Origin of the sequence: Flavobacterium sp. (genome assembly GCF_044339515.1) — a bacterium.
Taxonomy (GTDB): Bacteria; Bacteroidota; Bacteroidia; order Flavobacteriales; family Flavobacteriaceae; genus Flavobacterium.
The window spans coordinates 1-17934 of the sequence record NZ_JBIIVK010000029.1; the positions used below are offsets into that span (position 1 = coordinate 1).

The following is a 17934-nucleotide window of genomic DNA, read 5'->3' on the forward strand; positions in this document are numbered from 1 at the left end:
GCATCAACAAAATGAATTGAAAATGAAAACCTATAAAACTAAAAACACTTGCAAAAACGTTTTTGCAAGTGTTTAATTTATTTATTTTTGTCTAATAATCTGTATCGATTATTTAGGACTAGTCATAATTTAAAACAATTATTTTTATCCTCTAGAAATAACAATAAACTTCATCAATTTGTATAACTTTTTAAGAGTTACATAAATACTAAAGTAGTCATAGAATGATGTTGTTAGACTGAATTCCTAATCTGTTTGTAAAGACTATTGTCGGAGAATTTTTATTTCAACATATCTTTTGCTTTTTTCAATACTCATTGTTTGAATATTTACTTATAATTAAGATATAAAAAGTATTTGCAACAAAAAGAAAAGCTCCGAAACATCTCGGAGCTTTTTATGACTTTATTTTTTCAAATTCTTTTGTTTTTCAGCCTCTTCCATCATTTCCTGCATTTTGCGTTGGAAGCGATTCATGGTTTTTGGCTTCGTTTTGTTTTCTTGAATTTGTGCGTGAATTTTATCTTCATCAATGATATAATTTTTAATCACCAACATAATTCCAATCGTAATGGCATTAGATACAAAGTAATATAAACTTAATCCGGATGCAAAATTATTAAAGAAGAACAACATCATGATAGGCGATAAATAAATCATCATTTTCATGATTTTACCCATATCCGGCATACCTTCTTGTGGTGGAGCAGTCATTTGGTCGCCGGTTGTCATTTTCATGTAGAAGAAAATAGCAATAGAAGCCAAAATAGGGAACAAACTAATATGATTTCCATAAAAAGGAATATAAAACGGTAAACTAATAACCGAATCAAAAGACGATAAATCATCAGCCCAAAGGAAACTTTTTTGTCTCAAATCTATAGCTGAAGGAAAGAAACTAAACAAGGCATAGAAAACCGGAATTTGCATTAATGCCGGTAAACATCCCGCCATGGGGTTCACTCCTGCTTTGGAATACAATTTCATGGTTTCCTGCTGCTTCTTCATTGGATCTTTCGCGAATTTAGTTCCTAATTCTTGAATTTCCGGACGCAAAACCTTCATCTTTGCTTGAGAAAGATAAGATTTATAGGTTACGGGTGACATGACAATTCGTACCAAAATGGTTAAGATAATAATCGCAATTCCGTATGGTAAAAAACCAATTAACAAGTCAAACGTTGGTATAAAAATGTAACGGTTTATCCATCCGAACATTCCCCAACCTAATGGAACAATTTCATCAAGATTTTTTTCGTATTCATCTAAAATATGATAATCTGCCGGTCCGTAATACCAATTCATGTTATAATTCACTTCCCCATTTTTGAAGGACAACGGAACAGTCGCTTTAAATTGTTTGGTGAATAAAGTATCTTTTTCTTCGTCTTTTACCAAATTTTCAGAAACAACTACCGCTTTTTCAAAAGCTGTATCGGTCAATAAAACTGAAGTAAAAAAATGTTGTTTGAAAGCAATATAAGACACATCAACAGGTTCATCAGAAGTAGACTCACCTTGTCCTAAATAATCATCTTTTCCGTCTTCATATTCGAAAATAAGCTCCGTGTATCGATTTTCGTAGCTTACACTTTTCTCATTGCGATACGTTTTGATTTTCCAATCTAAATTTAACGGATTGGATGTGTTTAAAACCGTATTCAACCCTTGTGAACGTATAGCAAAATCCAGCATGTAGTTGTTTGGTTTCAACACATAACGGTACTCTAAGTATTGATTATTTCCGGCTTTTAGTTTTAAAGAAACAACCTGATTTTTACCTTCTTTGGTTAGAGTTGGTTCAAAAAATAAATCTCTTGTGTTTAAGGTGCGATTATCGTTGGTTTTCAATTCAAGGTTAAAATCGGCATTTCCTTCTTTAATCAAATGCACTTTTTTGCCGGAACCTTTTCGGAATTGTTCAAATTCTTTCATTTCCGCTTCTACGATATAACCACCTTTATTGGCAATTTTTAATCGCACTACTTCATTTTCAATGGTTGTAAACGCTTCCGTTGCCGATGGAAGTGAAGCTGAATAAGCAAAAGCACCCAAACTACTTTGCAATTGAGCTGCTTGAATAGAGTCAGAAACCGGTGCAACCGCTTTTGTCTCTGTTTTCACAACTTTAGTTGGAGTTGGTTTTTCTTTGGCATCAACTTGTTCTTGCTGAGCCTTTTTTGCTCTTTCTTTTGCTTCGTTTTGTTGACTGTTGTACATGACCCAAATCAGAATCACGAAAATTAATCCGAATCCGATAATCGAGTTTAAGTCTAATTTTTTTTCTTCCATTTACTTACTTATTACAATTTTTACGCTTCCGAATTAAACAGAAACGGTTTTATATTGAACGGCCGCTTTTACAAACCCAACAAAAATTGGGTGTGGATTGGCTACTGTACTTTTATATTCCGGATGATATTGCACCCCAATAAAAAACGGATGGTTTTCAATTTCAATAATTTCAACCAAACCGGTATCGGGATTTATACCACTTGCTTTTAAACCTGCTTTTTCTAGTTGCTCTTTATATTGACCATTAAATTCAAATCGGTGACGATGACGTTCTTGAATTTGGTCTTTTCCGTAAATTTGATGAGCCAAACTGTCTTTTTCTAAATTACATTTCCAACTTCCCAAACGCATGGTTCCGCCTTTATCTGTAATAGTTTTTTGCTCTTCCATTAAATCAATTACAGCATGAGACGTTTGCGAATTCATTTCGGTTGAATTGGCATCTTCAAAACCTAAAACGGTTCGAGCATATTCAATCACTGCCATTTGCATTCCCAAACAAATTCCGAAAAACGGAATGTTATGTTCACGAACATAGCGAACGGTTTCAATTTTTCCTTCAATGCCTCTTTCTCCAAAACCGGGTGCAACTAAAATTCCGTCGAAACCACCTATTTTTTCAGCCACATTGCTTCTATCAATGTATTCAGAATGCACACTAACGATATTTACTTTTGTTTCGTTGGCCGCACCAGCGTGAATAAAAGCTTCTAAAATCGATTTGTAAGAATCTTGTAATTCAACATATTTTCCAACCAAACCGATATTGACCGTGTGCTTTGGGTTTTTCAATTTGTATAAGAATTCATTCCATTGTTTCAAATCCGGTGTTGTTTTTTCGGGTAAATTCAATTTTTTCAATGCGACTTTATCCAAACCTTCTTCCAACATTAAATTCGGAACATCATAAATTGTTGAGGCATCTATCGACTGAATAACCGCTTCACGTTTTACATTACAAAACAAAGCCAGTTTTTGACGCAATTCATCTGATAATTCATGCTCCGTTCTACAAACCAAAATATCGGCTTGAATTCCGCTTTCCATCAACGTTTTTACCGAATGTTGCGTTGGTTTCGTTTTCAACTCACCCGCCGCAGCCAAATATGGAATCAACGTTAAATGTATAACGATGGCATTCTCCTCCCCTAATTCCCATAACAATTGACGAACTGATTCAATGTAAGGTAAAGATTCAATATCACCCACCGTTCCACCAATTTCGGTAATCACGATGTCAAAATTACCTGAATTACCCAACAATTGCATTCTTTCTTTAATCTCATTGGTAATGTGGGGTACGACTTGAACCGTTTTACCTAGAAATTCGCCTCTTCTCTCCTTTTCAATTACTGAAAGATATACTCTTCCGGTAGTTACGTTATTTGCTTGCGAAGTCGGTACGTTTAAAAAACGCTCGTAATGACCTAAATCTAAATCGGTTTCTGCTCCATCATCTGTTACATAACATTCGCCATGTTCATACGGATTTAATGTTCCCGGATCGACATTGATATACGGGTCGAACTTTTGAATGGTGGTTCGATAACCTCTGGCTTGCAATAATTTTGCTAAGGAAGCCGCAATAATCCCTTTTCCTAAGGAAGAAGTTACGCCGCCTGTTACAAAAATATACTTCGTCTGATTCATTGTGTTGTTGTTTGTTGTTGTAGTTGTGTGTGATGAATTAATAGAACATACTTTAATGCAAAACGGTGCAAAAGTACGATTTAATTCATCAATGTAAAAATGAAATAATGAGATTGTGAAGTAATAATTGAATTTAGAAAAATTTCAATCTATTTCAATCCTTACGGTTTAGGAAATTTGACTTTTATCGTTCGAATTAAATGTTCTAATCCGTTTAATTTGAGCTCATAAATCAACTGAAGTTGTTGTCCGAGTTCGCCTTTTGGAAAACCTTTGTTATGATACCAAACCACATAATATTCAGGCAAATCAATCAAATAACGACCTTCATATTTTCCGAAAGGCATTTTGGTGTGAGCTAATTTGATGAGTTGTTTTTGTTGATCCAAAGCAGTTGGCGGTTGTCGGTTATGCGTTATCGGTTGTCCGTTTTCTGTTAACGGATAACGGACAACAGACAACAGATTACTATTTCCAGTTAAAAGTAATTTCTTTTTCAATATCCGGATGCAAACTCAGCATTACCGGACAAGTCATCGCTGCTCTCTCCAGTATTGTTTTTGTTTTATCATCGGCAGCGATATTCATGTTTAAAAGAGTAATAATTTTGGCTATTTTTCTTGGTTCAGCCTGCATGATTTTTGTGACTTCCACTGTTGAACCGGTCAAATCCACATTCAAATCTCTGGATTTTATTCCCATAATAGAAATCATACACGTCGCAAGTGAATTGGCAACCAAATCGGTTGGTGAAAACGCTTCTCCTTTACCATGATTGTCTTTTGGTGCATCAGAAAGAACTTCTGTACCCGATTGTAAATGAACGGAAGTTGTTCGTAAATCACCAATATAAGTTACTTTAGATGTCATTATTCTACAGGTTTAACAGTTAAATCTTCTTCATATCGCATGATGTAAACACCTTTGTTTGAATAACCAGAAGCTAATTTTTTCTCGTAATCAAATTTATTTTCTACACCCTCCGTTGCTGTTGATTGTATTGTTGTTTCAAAATCTTCTTCTTGGGCAAGTCGAAGCATTGTATCGAAAACAATGTCAAAACCACGAACGGCATACTGATTGGGATAAACATTGTTTATTTTTTTGTAGTTAGCAGCAAAGATCAATGATTCAGGTGTATCTTTATACTTTGTTAAGGATGGAAAAATAATATTTTGCTTCAATATTCTTTGGAAAACTTCATCTGTCTCAAAAGTTGCATTAATATCTAAAACCACCAATTCTGTTTGATAACCTGCTGATTTGGCGTTATTATAGTGTGTAAGCGAATTTAAAACCATTCCTGTTGCAGCAGTATCTAAAATAAAATAATTTACTTTATTCTTAGAAAGTTTTGGGGTTATACTATCGCCTAAAACTCCGCCTTTTTCACCTAAAGGTGCAATATAAATATCTTTGTGATTTTCTTCAATAAACTGTTTAGAAGCACCTTTTTTTCGATCAATTAAAGCAATCATATTTCCATTTTTTGAACGGATATAATCAAACATCACATTTTTTACAAAATCAGTGGATGGCATGGATTGATATAGATTACTATACGATTTTGAGGTTTCTCGCAATGGAGAAATCACCGGGACATTGTGCGGATTTAAAAGCTCCGCTGCTTTTTCAACATATTGTGGATAAAAAGGTCCTATCACGGCATCAGCTTTGTCTACATTATTATTTCTGATGATAGAAAGCACATTTGAAGAGCTTTTGGTTTCCTGAGAATCAAATATCTTCACATCAAAATTAAGTCCTAACCGCTTTGCCGAATCAATTGCCATTAAAGCCCCTGAATAAAAATCCAATGTCATGTTTAAAAATCCGTCACGTTTTAAACGAGCTTGTGTTGACAATGTTGTATCACTCTCAATATTAGAAATATTAAAAGGAAGCAATAATACTATTTCCTTTTTTTCAGCTTTTGAAAAGGATTTAGTTAAATCTTTTACATCACGAACATTTCCCATGTTAAAAGAAACGGATGAAGGAACTTTAAGCGACATACCTTCTCTAACACCTTCTTTTAGTTCCGGATTTAAAGCAATCAGTTCGTCCTGACTCAAACGAAACATTTTTGCTAAACCAAATAACGTTTCTTTAGTTTTTACTTCGTATGTCAAATATTTAACACTGTTGGGTACTTCGATTTTCTTTGTTGGAATAGAAGAAGTCGTATCAACCGTTTTTCCTTTTGAAATGATTAATTTCTGTCCGATTGTTAGGCCTGATTTAGCCTCCGGATTCAACAATTCAAGTTCTTCAACCGATACATTGTATTGTTTTGAAATTCCATACATTGTTTCTTTAGGCTGCACTTCATGATAAACGGATTTTGAATCAGAGATTATATTTTGCATAACCTCTGCTTTACTACCCGAAATTTGAATCGATTGACCAATTTTTAGTCCGTCTGTTTTTACTTCCGGATTCAATCGTTCCAATTCCTCTACTGTCGTATTATATTGTTTAGCAATTCCAAACAAAGTTTCTTTTGGCAGAACTTCATGGGTCTTTTGTATTCCGTTTTGCTCCTTATTTAGGGCAGAAGTGGGAATAAGCAAAACTGCATTTTCTTGAATACCATTTTGAGCATCCGGATTCAAACGATAAATATCATAAGGAGTAACTTTGTATTTCTGGGCAATTTGAGTAATTGTTTCTCCTTTAACAACCGTATGTTTTTTATAAGTAGAGGGTTGTGCCATCAAAAAATTGGTGACAATCAAAAAAACAATTAGAGTTCTAAAAACTAATATCATACTTGTAGGTTACTGCTTTTTAAATGCGGTTAATTGGCTTTAATGGTTAATACTTGTCCGGCTTGTAATCCATTTTTTAATAAACGTTCATTTTGGCTAATTATGGTTTCAATTGAAACATTGTATTTTTTAGATAATCCATACAAGGTTTCTTTTGGAGCGACTGTATGCTTGATGATTTCGCCTACATTTTGATAATTTGCTGTTTTGACTGGCTTATCGTCTTTTTTAACCACTTTGGTATTTTCAATACCAACAACTGTGCCATCCGGAATTTTTAATGTTTGACCGGCTTGCAAATTATTTTTCATTAAAATTGTATTTGCATTTTTAATTTCATCCACTGAAACATTGTATAGTTTAGAGAGTCCATATAAAGTTTCACCCGGTTTTACTTTATGCATTTTATTAATGCTACTACTCTTTTGAACAACCTTTTTTTCCGTTTGCTCAGCTGGTTTTGAAATTGTCTCCGTTGGATTTGAAACCGGTATAGCTTGATAATTTTCAGTAGGTAACACAATTTCCGGTGATTTTTGCGGAGCATAAAACTCCAAAACCATTCCTTCTTTAACACCATCAATGGCAAAACGATTGGCTCTGTAAATTTCAGCCGGATCGACTACATATTTTTTTGAAATATCTAAAACAGTTTCACCCGGAGCTACTGTGTGTTTCACAGGATCCATTCCGGGTTTCACAACGGTTTGTGAAAAAGTGATTTGGGGGCTTAGCAATATCATTGCTCCAAACAAAAACTTCTTCATCTATATTTAACTTAAAATTATTCCCACTCAATAGTTGCCGGCGGTTTAGAACTGATATCATAAACCACACGATTCACTCCTTTTACCTTGTTAATAATCTCGTTTGAAATTTTCATCAAGAAATCATAAGGCAAATGAACCCAATCGGCGGTCATTCCATCAGTTGATTCAACGGCTCTTAACGCTACTACTTTTTCGTAGGTACGTTCGTCTCCCATTACACCTACGCTATTTACCGGAAGTAAAATGGCACCCGCTTGCCAAACTTGATCGTAAAGTCCGTGTGATTTTAGACCTTCGATAAAGATAGCATCAACTTCTTGCAATATACGAACTTTTTCTTTTGTTATATCTCCTAAAATTCGGATGGATAATCCCGGTCCCGGAAACGGATGTCTTCCTAATAATTCAGGGTCAATTCCCAATGTTGCTCCTACTCTACGCACTTCATCTTTGAACAACATTCGTAATGGCTCAACAATTTTTAATTTCATAAAATCCGGTAAACCGCCTACATTATGATGCGATTTTATGGTTGCTGATGGTCCTTTTACCGAAATAGATTCAATCACATCAGGATAAATCGTTCCTTGTGCCAACCATTTTACGTCTTCTATTCGATGAGCTTCATCATCAAAAACCTCAATAAATACTCTTCCGATGGCTTTTCGTTTGGCTTCAGGTTCTTCGATTCCGGCTAATTGATTTAAAAATCGATCGGAGGCATCTACTCCTTTTACATTCAATCCCATTCCTTTGTATTGATCTAATACATTTTGGAATTCATTTTTACGCAACAAACCATTATTCACAAAAATACAATAGAGATTTTCACCTATGGCTTTGTTCAATAAAACGGCCGCTACGGTAGAATCTACACCTCCGGAAAGTCCTAAAACAACTTTATCTCCTTTGATTTTTTCTTGTAATTCGGCTACAATTTCTTCCACAAATGCATTGGGTGTAAAATTTTGAGGTACTTCGGCAATACGTACCAAAAAATTTTCCAACATTTGCTTTCCATCGGTGGAATGATAAACTTCCGGATGAAATTGAATAGCATATGTTTTTTCACCATCAATTCGATACGCTGCATTTTCTACATCTTTTGTACTGGCTAATTTCACGCCATTTACCGGAAGCTTTTTTATCGTATCACTATGACTCATCCATACCTGACTATTGAGAGCCACTTCTTCAAAAAACGGATCGTGATCATCCACAAAACTCAAATTGGCTCTACCGTATTCACGAATGTTGGAAGGAGCTACTTCACCACCATCAAAATGGGCCAAATATTGAGCACCATAACAAACGGCCAGCAAAGGCATCTTGCCTCTAATTTGTGATAAATCAGGATGAGGAGCATCATCGGCTCGAACAGAAAAAGGACTACCGGAAAGAATTGTAGCCTTAAAGCTGGACAAATCTTCGGGTACTTTGTTATAAGGAAAAATTTCGCAGAATATATTTAATTCCCGAACTCTTCTCGCAATAAGTTGTGTGTATTGCGAACCAAAATCTAAAATAAGTACGTTGTGTTGCATGGGCAAAAATAGGGATATTCTTGGAAAGTGAAAAACAGTTTCCAAGTTAAATTATAATTAATTAAAACGGATTTAAATTAAGTTAACTAGCTTTTAAATTCCAATCTCAACTTGAAAGCGAATGTACCAATTGGTTTTTGTACTACCATCAAAATAAGTTAAATCGTCCAGTGTAAATTCGGATTGTAATTTAAAAGCATGTTCCCAAAAATATTTGGTAACGCCAATACTGTATTGTTTGGTATCTGGTGTAAAATTTTGAATACTTTCATTCACTTTTTGAGTTGAAAACCGACCAATTATTTCATAATTTGTTGGAAAAATGTAACTCAACTGATAATCAAAACCCTCACCAACATACACAAAATTAAAATCAGTTGGGTCTTCCGGATTAAAAGTTAATGGATTTTGTGCTGTTCGATTCATGTAGGAACTCATGAACGCCCAGCCATTGTATTTCAACATAGCATCTACAAAAATGGATTCCATCGTTCTTTTTTCAAATAAATCGGCACCTAATTGCCCTTGTGTTTGCCGAGCTTTCACATTTCGATGAAATGTTCCGGCAAGCAACATTTTAATTTTTTGTTCACGAGCAATGTCGCCTTCAAAATTAGTACCATCCTTTGCAAACGCCCCCAAAGGAAAAAATTCCATTCTTCCGGTCAACGCAAAACCATCATCGGGACTTTTGGTCACATTTCTACCATTTCCGGTGCTGACAGCCGTCTTAATATTGTATGAAAATTTATCCATTTTCTCATTCAAAAAATACGTTTGAAACCCAAAATCACGGTCAATATTAAAACGAGCATTATTGATAGAACGATCGGTTAATTGTAGAGCTCCAGAAGAATTTACTCGCTGCCGATTTCCGGGTAATTTAGTTTGTCCGAAAGCAAAACTCCACCGTCTGTTGGGACGATAAAACACAACCGCATCGCGAATAATGTTGATGTTTTCTCCTTCTTCAATTTCTCCTACATCACCTGGTGCAAAAGATAATTGAATTGCATACAAAAATTTTGGATTTCCCACATAACCATCAAAACGCAAACGTAAACGACGAATTTGTCCATCAAAGGCATCTTCTTGGTCTTCATTATTCAAATAGCTCAATCTGTTCTGCATTCTAAAACGGATGTTCAGCTGGAATATGCTATCAGGAGAGGTTAATCCTAAACCTCTACCATAATTATAGTAGGGTAAAGTGGCTAATTTTAAATCGTTATCTTTTGTGCTAAAATTAATATCCTGAGCGATTGAAAATAAGGATACTAAAAAAAACAAAAGTGAAAAAATCTTATTCATTTGTAGTAGTTGTGTTTGCATGGCAAAAGTAATTTAATTTTTGTAAAGTGAAAGTATTGTTGAGGTATTGTTACCTTTGCAAAAAAAACAAAATGTCGAATATATACTTAGGATATCATTTTACGGTTGAACCAAAAGAATTAGGTTGTGAAATTTTAGTGGCCGAATTAGGCGAAAAACCATTTGAAAGTTTTATTGAAACTGAATTTGGTGTAACTGCTTATGTGCAAAAAGACCTTTGGACAGAAGATATTTTAGAAGATATTTTCATCTTAACTTCTCCTGAATTTGTCATTTCATTTGTTGTGGAAGAAATTGAACAAGTCAATTGGAATGAAGAATGGGAGAAAAATTTTGAACCAATTGATGTAGATGGAAAATGCCATGTTCGTGCTCCTTTTCATCCAAAAACGGAGGCTGAATTTGACATTATCATCGAGCCGAAAATGAGTTTCGGTACGGGTCATCATGAAACCACACACATGGTTATTCAACATTTATTGGAAACCGATTTGGTTGGTAAAAAAACGTTGGACATGGGTTGCGGAACTGCCATTTTAGCCATTTTAGCCGAAATGAAAGGAGCCAAACCCATTGATGCGATTGACATTGACAATTGGTGTTATTTGAATTCCATTGAAAATGCCGAACGTAATAATTGTGAGCACATTTCCGTTTATGAAGGAGATGCTTCGCTGTTGGTAGACCAAAAGTATGACGTAATTATTGCTAATATCAATCGAAATATACTTTTAAACGATATGCATCGCTATGTGAATTGTTTAAATCAAAATGGTTTATTATTTTTGAGTGGTTTTTACAAAGAAGATATTCCTGCTATAGACGAATGTTGCCAAAAATTAGGTTTACAATTAGAAAAAACTTTGGAGCGGAATAATTGGGTGAGTTTGAAGTACCAGTTGGGATAGTTCGATTATCAGATTATTGGATTATTAGATTACAAGATTTTCTGAAAATCTGATAATCCAATAATCATAAAAATAAAAAAAATGAGTACGATAGAAAAAATTCAAGAAGAAGTTTTAGTCGAAGAAGCAGTAGGCATTAACAACGAAATTGTGCTTTTTAATGACGATGTGAACACTTTTGACCATGTAATTGATACGCTTATTCGCGTTTGCAAACACACGAGTGAACAAGCTGAACAATGTGCCATTTTAGTACATTATAAAGGAAAATGTACGGTTAAAACCGGACCTTTTGACGAATTAAAACCGCAATGTACACAATTGTTAGAGGCCGGTTTGAGTGCCGAAATTATCTAATTGAACGGTGGAAGAATACGGCAAAATACTCGTCATTGCCATGCCGGCATTTCTGTTACTCATCGTAATTGAAAAAGCGTATGGCTATTTCAAAGGAAATGATACCGCTCCTTTGATGGATACCGTTTCGAGTTTGAGCTCCGGAATTACGAATGCCACAAAAGATGTTTTAGGAATCAGTATTTCGATTTTAACGTATGAATGGATGGTTTCAAAAGTTGCCTTCTTTACCATAGAAAATATAATTCTTACCTACATTATCGCTTTTTTTGTGATTGATTTTTATGGCTATTGGTCGCACCGATGGTCACATCAAATCAATATTTTTTGGAATAAACATGCGATTCATCACAGTAGTGAAGAATTTAATCTGGCATGTGCTTTGCGACAATCTATTTCTTCTTTTGTCAATTTATTTACTTTTTTATTGCTTCCTGCAGCTTTTTTAGGGGTTCCTGCAGAAGTCATAGCCATAGTTTTGCCTTTGCATTTGTTTTTACAATTTTGGTACCATACCAAACACATTGGCAAAATGGGAATTTTAGAAAAAATCATTGTTACACCTTCTCATCACCGAGTGCATCATGCAATCAACAAAGAATATTTAGACAAAAATCACGGACAAATTTTTATTTTTTGGGACAAATGGTTTGGTACTTTTCAGGAAGAGTTAAAAGAAGTTCCCGCTGTTTTTGGGATTACAAGACCTGCTCAAACCTGGAATCCAATAAAAATTAACTTTCAGCATTTATGGCTATTAATACAAGACGCCTGGCGTGCCGAAAATTGGAGAGATAAATTTAGAATTTGGTTTATGCCAACGGGTTGGAGACCGGAAGGCTTTGAGGAAAATTACCCTGCTTGTAAAATTGAAGATGTATATGCTTTTGAAAAATATAACCCAAAACATTCCTCTTTTTTGACCTATTATTCGATAGTTCAACTTTTTATTACGTTGGGATTTGTGAGCTATCTATTTGCAAATGTTGGAACCATTGGTTTGCCTTCTATTTTTGTTTACGGATTATTCATTTTTATTACAATTTATAGTCAAACTGAATTGATGGATACTAATGCAAACGCTTACTTTTTCGAGTTATACCGAATGCTAGTTGGTTTTGGTATTTTGTTTTTCTATGGAGACTGGTTTGGATTAAATGTAATCCTACCCTACACGAATTACTTACTTGTTTTTTATTTTCTGGTTTCATTAGGCTTTTCATATTATTTTTCAATTTATGAGTTTTCTGTTAATAAAAACACAGCTAAACCAATTAATTCCTAATGAAAGTCAAAAAATATACTCAGAGTTTTGCGGTTATTGGCTTTTGTTATCTTCTTTTATTGATTACCAATAAGGAGGAAATGGCTTGGTGGCTGAAACCATTATTAATTCCCTTTCTAATTAGTATCGTTGCGATTTCAGATAAATTTAAAACGAAAAAAATACTTCTATTCGCTTTATTTTTCTCTTGGATTGGGGATGTTTTATTGATGTTTACGGATAAGAATGCACTATTTTTTATTTCAGGGTTAATTGCATTTTTAATTGCTCACTTAGCTTATATTTTCTTGTTTAACAAGCAAAATAAAATTAACGCCGGTAAAATTTATTTGCGGTATATTCCGATTGTGGGGATTTATCTTTTTGCTATTTTAAGTTTATTGTGGTCCTCGTTAAACGAAATGAAAATTCCGGTTGCCATTTATGCAATAGTAATTTCGACAATGCTTTTAATGAGTTTAAAAGTTTTTTTTGAGTGGGAAAAACCGGCTAATCTACAAGTATTGATTGGTGCTTTATTGTTTGTTATTTCAGACAGTATTTTAGCTATTAACAAATTCTACGTAACACTGCCATTAAGTTCATTTTTGATTATGAGTACGTATTTAGGAGCTCAATACTTCATTGTAAAAAGTATTCTGAACTACAATCAAGTCTAGCTTATTCTACCAATCGCACAACTCACAAACGATTTTGCTTTCTCACTTAAAGAGTTTGCATCACCTTCCTCTGGATAACCTAGACTATTTAATGTTAACTTAACTTTTTCTAAATCAAGCATATCGCTATAAAAAAAAGAAACTGTATGCTCGTCATTATCCACTTCCACCTCTGAAATGTTTTCTAATGCAGTAAGTTTTTTGGTAATTGTTGTGGCACAACCGTGACATTTTAGATTTTGTATTTTAACTATCGCTTTCATTTTTCATTTATTAATTCTATAAAGGTATGTCATCCTCAATAGAAAAAAAGTAACAAAAGTTACATAAGAACTATTTTTTATTTAGCTATACTCGTTAAAAGTTGTATTTTTATACTTTCAAAAATGATTATTTACCTATGCTTCAACAATCTTTTGATTTTAAAAAAAGACCACTACATATTTATAATTGGATTTTAAAATGCCTACTTCTTTTTATGGCATTTACACTTCATGCTCAGGAATTGCCTCCAATTATTAAATATGCTCCCAATACATACAAAGCAGGTAATCAAAACTGGATGATTTCTCAAAATAAACAAAACATCATGTATTTTGCAAACAATGATGGTTTGTTGGAATTTAATGGTTCTGAATGGTTACTCTATCCCTCTGCCAATGAATCAATTCTAAGATCGGTAAAAGTAATTGACGAAAGAATTTATACCGGTTGTTACATGGAATTTGGCTATTGGGAACGCAAACAAAACGGGTTGCTGAAATACAAATCATTGAGTGATAAAATTAAATCTAAAATATTGGACGACGAACAATTTTGGAATATATTACAATTTGATCATTGGGTAATTTTTCAATCGTTGAATCAAATTTTTATTTATGATTCCAAAAATGAAACATTTAAAACCATAAAACCGGAGTCAGGAATTTTTAAAGCGTATTCTGTTGCAAAATCGATTTATTTTCAAACCGTTAAAAATGGATTTTATGAAATTGAAAATGGCGTAAGTAAACTCATTTCCAAAGATGCATTTTTTATTAACAACAAAATTGTTTCCATCTATAAACGAAACAATGGGTTGCTTTTACTCACGCAATATGATGGCTTCTATGAATTTAAAGATAATAAACTCTCTAAATGGATAACCGATTCCGATGTACAATTAAATAACAGTAGCGTTTATTGTGGACAAAAATATGCTGATGAAAGTTATTTAATCGGAACCGTTTCCAATGGAATATTCATCATAAACTCTGAAGGGGAAACACTTTATCATATCACTCAAAATAAAGGAATAAGTAATAACACAGCACTTTCCTTATTTGAAGATGCCGACAAAAATATTTGGATTGGTTTAGACAACGGAATCAACTGTATCAATATCACCTCTCCTATTCGGAGTTTTTATGACGATACCGGAATTTTAGGAACGGTATATGCTTCAATTATTCATGGTGATAAATTATATGTGGGAACGAACCAAGGCTTATTCTATAAAAACAAGGATGGATATGATACATTTAAGTTTGTTTCGGGAACGAAAGGTCAAGTTTGGTCATTATATTCCTATGACAACAAGCTGTTTTGCGGTCATGATTCAGGGACATTCTTGGTGGAAAATCAAATCGCAACATCTCTTTTCAATGGTAGCGGAACTTGGAAATTTGAACCTGTTCCTTCCAACAAAAACATTTTATTGCAAGGTAATTATTCAGGAATATCAGTATTAGAAAAAATAAACAATAGTTGGCAGTTTAAGAACAAGATCAAAGGTTTTGACTATTCATCTAAATATTTTGAATTTTCGGATTCCGATGAAATTATTATCAGTCATGAATACAAAGGTATTTTTAGAATTAAAATTGATCCAAATTACTCAAAAGTAACCTTGTTTGAAGCTCATGAAAATCCCAAAAAAGGAAAAAATGCCAGTATAGCTAATTTTGGCGGAACGGTTTACTATGCTTCAAAAGACGGTATTTTTGACTTTAACAACAAAAGTAAAAAATTCCAAAAAACTAAAAAATTAAGCTCCGCTTTTGAAAAAGACGAGTACCTGTCGGGAAAATTAATGACGGACAATTCGAATCGTCTTTGGTTTTTTTCTAAAAATTACATCAATTATTTTTCCTACGGAAAATTAAGCACGACTTTAAAACACAACGTGATTCCGATTCCATCCTCACTAACCAACTCGATGTTGGGCTATGAAAATATTTCTCAACTTTCTGAATCACTCTATTTGGTTGGAACGACAGATGGTTATTATACCATTAATATTGACGATTTGTTATTCAATAACAATCATTTATACATCACGGCAATTACGACTAATAAGCACAATGAATCTTTAACGAATGAATCTATTCGTGAAAATGGAAGTTTTGATTCAAATAATAATAACATTACATTTTCTTTTACAGTTCCAAAATACAATAAATATATAATTGCAGAATTTCAATATAAATTGGAAGGCTTTCAAAATGAATGGAGCGAATGGAGTTCTAAACCAACTGTAAATTTTAAAAATCTTCAACCCGGAAAATACACCTTTGTAGTCCGTTCAAAAATTGGAAACGCTATCAGCGAAAATGCTGAAAAATATTCGTTTACAATTTTAAAACCTTGGTACTTGACTAATCTTGCTTTGGTCATCTACACTTTATTATTACTGGTTATGGCCTATTTTATTAATAAAGCTTACCAAAAATACTATTACAAACAACAAGAAAAATTAATTGAAGAAAATAATCGATTGCTTGAAATTAAAGAGCTTGAAACCGAACAGGAATTAATGCGGGTTAAAAATCAACAATTGGAGCAAGATTTCGAAAATAAAAACAGAGAGTTGGCCGCATCAACAATGAATTTGATCAAGAAAAATGAATTGCTCTCCATGATCAAAGAGGATTTAAAAAGTTCTACGGAAACTTTGCCAAACAAAAGTATTAAATCGGTAATCACCTCTATCAATAAAAATATCAATGAAGAGGATAGTTGGAATGTATTTGTTGATGCATTTAACAATGCCGACAAAGATTTCTTAAAGAAAATTAAAGCCGCTCACCAAAGTTTAACACCAAACGATTTAAGACTCTGTGCTTTTTTGCGACTTAATCTATCTTCCAAAGAGATTGCTCCTTTATTGAATATATCCGTGCGAAGTGTAGAAATTAAACGCTACCGTTTACGCAAAAAAATGGATTTATCGCATGAACAAGGGCTTGTAGAATATATACTCTCTATTTAAAATAACTAACACCAAAACCTTAAAGCATTTCATCTTCGGATTAAGTGCTTTTTCTGTTTAATGTGGTAGCTTATCTTTGAATAATCCATACAAAAAGGTGCCAAAAATTGCACCCAAAAGCACCAAAGCGACATTGTAAAAACCTGCTCCTAAAAGTATAAAAATCGGACCCGGACAAGACCCTACCAATGCCCAACCTAAACCAAAAAGGATTCCTCCAATCCAATAGCGAGCATTCCCTTTTTCTTTGTCCAAAATTTCAATCGGCATTCCGTCGATGTCTTTGAGTTTTTTTCGTTTAATAATTTGAATACCCAAAAGACCGGTTGCGATAGCTGTACCAATTATTCCATACATATGAAACGACTGAAAATGAAACATTTCATAAATTCTATACCATGAGACGGCTTCTGTTTTAGTTAAAACGATTCCGAAAAGAATGCCAACAAGCAAATATTTAATTAAATTCATAATTTAAAAAAGTAAAGGTAAAAGAAGATGAGCCATAATTAATCCGCCGATAAAAAAACCAATAACGGCTTTTAATGATGGCATTTGAAGGTTACTCAATCCAGAAATTGCATGACCGGAAGTACATCCGCCCGCATAACGACTGCCAAAACCGATTAAAATTCCACCTACAACCAAAATAATAATCATTTTAGGAGAAGAATTTTCAAATAATGAATTGGGTAATAGTTTTCCGTTTGGTTCATCAATTCCCATCAAGCTCAATTGCTCGATTGTTTTCGGATTAAGACTTACATTTGATTCATTATGCAAAAATTGAACAGCAATAAAACCGCCAATCATTGCACCAACCACAACCACCAAATTCCATCGTTGGCTTTTCCAATCCCAATCAAAAAAAGGAATCTTTTTACCAATTCCGGTCATGGCACACAATGAACGAAGGTTCGATGACATTCCGAATGTTTTCCCGAAATAAATCAAAAGCAACATAACTAATCCGATTAAAAAACCGGAAATAGACCAATGCCATGTTTGTGAAATTAATTCCATAGTGCATTTTTTTTACAAAAATAGAATATGAAGTGCGTTATAACAAATGAAATTGTAAATGTTATTCGAAAAAACTTTTACCTTTGACTA

16 protein-coding genes are annotated in these 17934 nt (G+C 33.7%); 5 read left to right on the forward strand and 11 right to left on the reverse strand.

What is annotated here, in order from left to right:
* Window positions 1-405: 405 nt before the first annotated feature.
* From yidC to ACIQ0M_RS09235, 8 genes are all read right to left on the reverse strand, one after another.
* Window positions 406-2292 carry a membrane protein insertase YidC gene (gene yidC, locus ACIQ0M_RS09200; protein WP_396151555.1) on the reverse strand — a complete coding sequence of 629 codons (1887 nt, stop codon included), beginning with the start codon at window positions 2290-2292 and terminating at the stop codon, window positions 406-408.
* Between the two features lie 33 nt (window positions 2293-2325).
* Window positions 2326-3945, reverse strand: a complete 1620-nt coding sequence (locus tag ACIQ0M_RS09205) for a CTP synthase (protein ID WP_396151556.1) — start codon at window positions 3943-3945, stop codon at window positions 2326-2328.
* 161 nt (window positions 3946-4106) lie between these two features.
* Window positions 4107-4334, reverse strand: a complete 228-nt coding sequence (locus ACIQ0M_RS09210) for a DUF3820 family protein (protein WP_248433377.1) — start codon at window positions 4332-4334, stop codon at window positions 4107-4109.
* Window positions 4335-4413: 79 nt separating this feature from the next.
* Window positions 4414-4815, reverse strand: coding sequence for an OsmC family protein (locus tag ACIQ0M_RS09215; RefSeq protein ID WP_396151557.1), 402 nt, complete (start codon window positions 4813-4815; stop codon window positions 4414-4416).
* Window positions 4815-6716, reverse strand: a complete 1902-nt coding sequence (locus ACIQ0M_RS09220; RefSeq protein ID WP_396151558.1) for a LysM peptidoglycan-binding domain-containing protein — start codon at window positions 6714-6716, stop codon at window positions 4815-4817. Before ACIQ0M_RS09220 ends, ACIQ0M_RS09215 begins: the two co-directional genes overlap by 1 nt.
* A gap of 29 nt (window positions 6717-6745) precedes the next feature.
* A complete protein-coding gene (locus tag ACIQ0M_RS09225; protein ID WP_396151559.1) occupies window positions 6746-7483 on the reverse strand; it encodes a LysM peptidoglycan-binding domain-containing protein in 738 nt (245 codons plus the stop codon).
* Between the two features lie 17 nt (window positions 7484-7500).
* Window positions 7501-9030, reverse strand: coding sequence for a glutamine-hydrolyzing GMP synthase (gene guaA, locus ACIQ0M_RS09230; RefSeq protein ID WP_396151560.1), 1530 nt, complete (start codon window positions 9028-9030; stop codon window positions 7501-7503).
* Window positions 9031-9123: 93 nt separating this feature from the next.
* Window positions 9124-10341 (reverse strand): porin, encoded by a 1218-nt coding sequence (locus tag ACIQ0M_RS09235; RefSeq protein WP_396151561.1) that lies wholly within the window; start codon window positions 10339-10341, stop codon window positions 9124-9126.
* A 92-nt stretch (window positions 10342-10433) separates the two neighbouring features.
* Here ACIQ0M_RS09235 and prmA point away from each other — a divergent pair, with 92 nt between their 5' ends.
* From prmA to ACIQ0M_RS09255, 4 genes are all read left to right on the forward strand, one after another.
* Window positions 10434-11270, forward strand: a complete 837-nt coding sequence (prmA, locus tag ACIQ0M_RS09240) for a 50S ribosomal protein L11 methyltransferase (RefSeq protein WP_396151562.1) — start codon at window positions 10434-10436, stop codon at window positions 11268-11270.
* An 81-nt stretch (window positions 11271-11351) separates the two neighbouring features.
* Entirely contained in the window at window positions 11352-11627 is a 276-nt protein-coding gene (locus ACIQ0M_RS09245; RefSeq protein ID WP_396151563.1) for an ATP-dependent Clp protease adaptor ClpS, read from the forward strand.
* 7 nt (window positions 11628-11634) lie between these two features.
* Window positions 11635-12912 carry a sterol desaturase family protein gene (locus tag ACIQ0M_RS09250; protein WP_396151564.1) on the forward strand — a complete coding sequence of 426 codons (1278 nt, stop codon included), beginning with the start codon at window positions 11635-11637 and terminating at the stop codon, window positions 12910-12912.
* Window positions 12912-13571: a lysoplasmalogenase gene (locus ACIQ0M_RS09255; protein ID WP_396151565.1), complete on the forward strand. Its 660-nt coding sequence runs from the start codon at window positions 12912-12914 to the stop codon at window positions 13569-13571. Before ACIQ0M_RS09250 ends, ACIQ0M_RS09255 begins: the two co-directional genes overlap by 1 nt.
* Here the strand turns inward: ACIQ0M_RS09255 and ACIQ0M_RS09260 are convergent.
* Window positions 13568-13834, reverse strand: coding sequence for a heavy-metal-associated domain-containing protein (locus ACIQ0M_RS09260; RefSeq protein WP_396151566.1), 267 nt, complete (start codon window positions 13832-13834; stop codon window positions 13568-13570). The genes ACIQ0M_RS09255 and ACIQ0M_RS09260 overlap by 4 nt on opposite strands.
* Window positions 13835-14049: 215 nt before the next feature.
* Here ACIQ0M_RS09260 and ACIQ0M_RS09265 point away from each other — a divergent pair, with 215 nt between their 5' ends.
* Entirely contained in the window at window positions 14050-16821 is a 2772-nt protein-coding gene (locus ACIQ0M_RS09265; RefSeq protein ID WP_396151567.1) for a triple tyrosine motif-containing protein, read from the forward strand.
* A 57-nt stretch (window positions 16822-16878) separates the two neighbouring features.
* Here the strand turns inward: ACIQ0M_RS09265 and ACIQ0M_RS09270 are convergent, their stop codons facing one another.
* Together ACIQ0M_RS09270 and ACIQ0M_RS09275 are read right to left on the reverse strand one after the other, a co-directional pair.
* On the reverse strand, window positions 16879-17292 hold the full coding sequence (locus tag ACIQ0M_RS09270; protein ID WP_396151568.1) for a DUF6691 family protein: 414 nt from the start codon (window positions 17290-17292) through the stop codon (window positions 16879-16881).
* A 3-nt stretch (window positions 17293-17295) separates the two neighbouring features.
* On the reverse strand, window positions 17296-17844 hold the full coding sequence (locus ACIQ0M_RS09275) for a YeeE/YedE family protein (RefSeq protein ID WP_396151569.1): 549 nt from the start codon (window positions 17842-17844) through the stop codon (window positions 17296-17298).
* Window positions 17845-17934: the final 90 nt, after the last annotated feature.

Coding starts and splice junctions, on each gene's coding strand:
- ACIQ0M_RS09220 (WP_396151558.1), bottom strand. CDS start 6,716: ATGATATTAGTTTTTAGAACTCTAATTGTTTTTTTGATTGTCACCAAT.
- ACIQ0M_RS09235 (WP_396151561.1), bottom strand. CDS start 10,341: ATGAATAAGATTTTTTCACTTTTGTTTTTTTTAGTATCCTTATTTTCA.
- ACIQ0M_RS09255 (WP_396151565.1), top strand. CDS start 12,912: ATGAAAGTCAAAAAATATACTCAGAGTTTTGCGGTTATTGGCTTTTGT.
- prmA (WP_396151562.1), top strand. CDS start 10,434: ATGTCGAATATATACTTAGGATATCATTTTACGGTTGAACCAAAAGAA.
- ACIQ0M_RS09260 (WP_396151566.1), bottom strand. CDS start 13,834: ATGAAAGCGATAGTTAAAATACAAAATCTAAAATGTCACGGTTGTGCC.
- ACIQ0M_RS09205 (WP_396151556.1), bottom strand. CDS start 3,945: ATGAATCAGACGAAGTATATTTTTGTAACAGGCGGCGTAACTTCTTCC.
- ACIQ0M_RS09245 (WP_396151563.1), top strand. CDS start 11,352: ATGAGTACGATAGAAAAAATTCAAGAAGAAGTTTTAGTCGAAGAAGCA.
- ACIQ0M_RS09215 (WP_396151557.1), bottom strand. CDS start 4,815: ATGACATCTAAAGTAACTTATATTGGTGATTTACGAACAACTTCCGTT.
- ACIQ0M_RS09225 (WP_396151559.1), bottom strand. CDS start 7,483: ATGAAGAAGTTTTTGTTTGGAGCAATGATATTGCTAAGCCCCCAAATC.
- guaA (WP_396151560.1), bottom strand. CDS start 9,030: ATGCAACACAACGTACTTATTTTAGATTTTGGTTCGCAATACACACAA.
- ACIQ0M_RS09270 (WP_396151568.1), bottom strand. CDS start 17,292: ATGAATTTAATTAAATATTTGCTTGTTGGCATTCTTTTCGGAATCGTT.
- yidC (WP_396151555.1), bottom strand. CDS start 2,292: ATGGAAGAAAAAAAATTAGACTTAAACTCGATTATCGGATTCGGATTA.
- ACIQ0M_RS09275 (WP_396151569.1), bottom strand. CDS start 17,844: ATGGAATTAATTTCACAAACATGGCATTGGTCTATTTCCGGTTTTTTA.
- ACIQ0M_RS09265 (WP_396151567.1), top strand. CDS start 14,050: ATGGCATTTACACTTCATGCTCAGGAATTGCCTCCAATTATTAAATAT.